The sequence below is a fragment of the Vibrio sp. Vb0937 genome (assembly GCF_033338855.1).
On the sequence record NZ_JAWOTK010000317.1, the window covers coordinates 1 to 1,189 of the forward strand.

The window sequence follows — 1,189 nt, forward strand, 5'->3', positions numbered from 1 at the left end:
AGTAGTTGAAAACAAATGGAGAAGTGATTATGTTGGAGCTAATCTTTATTTTAGTATTTGCCGCGACCTTATTAGTAACAGGCATCACGATGATGACAGTGTTCGCAGCAACAGGTATTGCGTTGGTTGTGATGTTTTTACTTGGCATGATCGGCGCGGTACTCAAACTATTACCATGGCTGATAGTCATCGCATTGGGTATTTGGTTCTTTAAAAACTTCGTTGCCCAACCGCGTTATAAATAGTTGGGTATAGACGATTTAGTTGATAGCGAGGCGTGAGAGTATGGTATATTTCCCCTCACGCCCTCATTGTTGAATATCAGCTATCTCGGAGTACACATTCCATGACAAATAAAGCGACCATCGCTTTAACAGCATTATCATTAGCCGCATCTCTTCCTACATTCGCAGAATCTTCTTTTTCCGCAAAAGTGGGGGCAGAAGTATGGGGTGCAGATACAAAAGTTAATGAAGTAAGAAGAGATAGCAGTACAACGGGTACTTTTTACGCTGCCATTGAGCACGATGTGAAATACGTACCGAATGCACGTCTACGTTACTCAAGTGTTGATGCCGATTACATGGGCTTTGATAAACTCGATTTAACCATGTACTACCAAGTGCTAGACCATGATCTATTGCATTTTGATGCGGGTGTTACATTCAGCAATCTAAGCGATACGAAATACATTGATGCTGGTACAAATAAGCGTACTGAAGAGTTTGATGAGCTTATCTGGGCTTGGTACGGCTACGCAGAGATACAAGTGCCTAATACGAACTTTGATGTGATTGGTGAGATAAACTTTGGTGACAACAAAGGCATCAAGAGCACGGACTTAATGGCTGGCATTCAATACCATGTGCCACTACAAGACGCTCAGTTGGCTTTTCGTGGTGGATACCGCGTGATCGATTTAGAGTCGGAAGTGTTTCTTTCAAGCTTAGGTAAAGAGTTTATCTTCGCAAATGGCTTCTTTGTTAGCGCGGAATACTCATTTTAATTCGATTCCTTTCTTCAGTTTTAAAAACGCCACGATATAAGTGGCGTTTTTTTATACCACTTCATTATATCTATTCGAATTTCTCTCCCTATTTTGTTCAGGTAGACCATGCTTATTTAGGAGCAATGGGAAAGTTAGAGCAGGGATAGCGATGACAATAAATGAACTAAGACATCTATTTCG

2 protein-coding genes are annotated in these 1,189 nt (G+C 41.0%); both read left to right on the plus strand.

All coding sequences use genetic code 11. The features are described 5' to 3' along the window. Window positions 1-29: 29 nt before the first annotated feature. The gene (gene pspG / locus R7P67_RS25365; protein ID WP_005496590.1) at window positions 30-245 is read left to right on the plus strand and encodes an envelope stress response protein PspG; all 216 of its coding nucleotides are present in this window, start codon (window positions 30-32) and stop codon (window positions 243-245) included. A 101-nt stretch (window positions 246-346) separates the two neighbouring features. After that, complete coding sequence (locus R7P67_RS25370; RefSeq protein WP_318074920.1) at window positions 347-1,006, plus strand: TIGR04219 family outer membrane beta-barrel protein; 660 nt, start codon at window positions 347-349, stop codon at window positions 1,004-1,006. The last annotated feature ends 183 nt before the right edge of the window (window positions 1,007-1,189 follow it).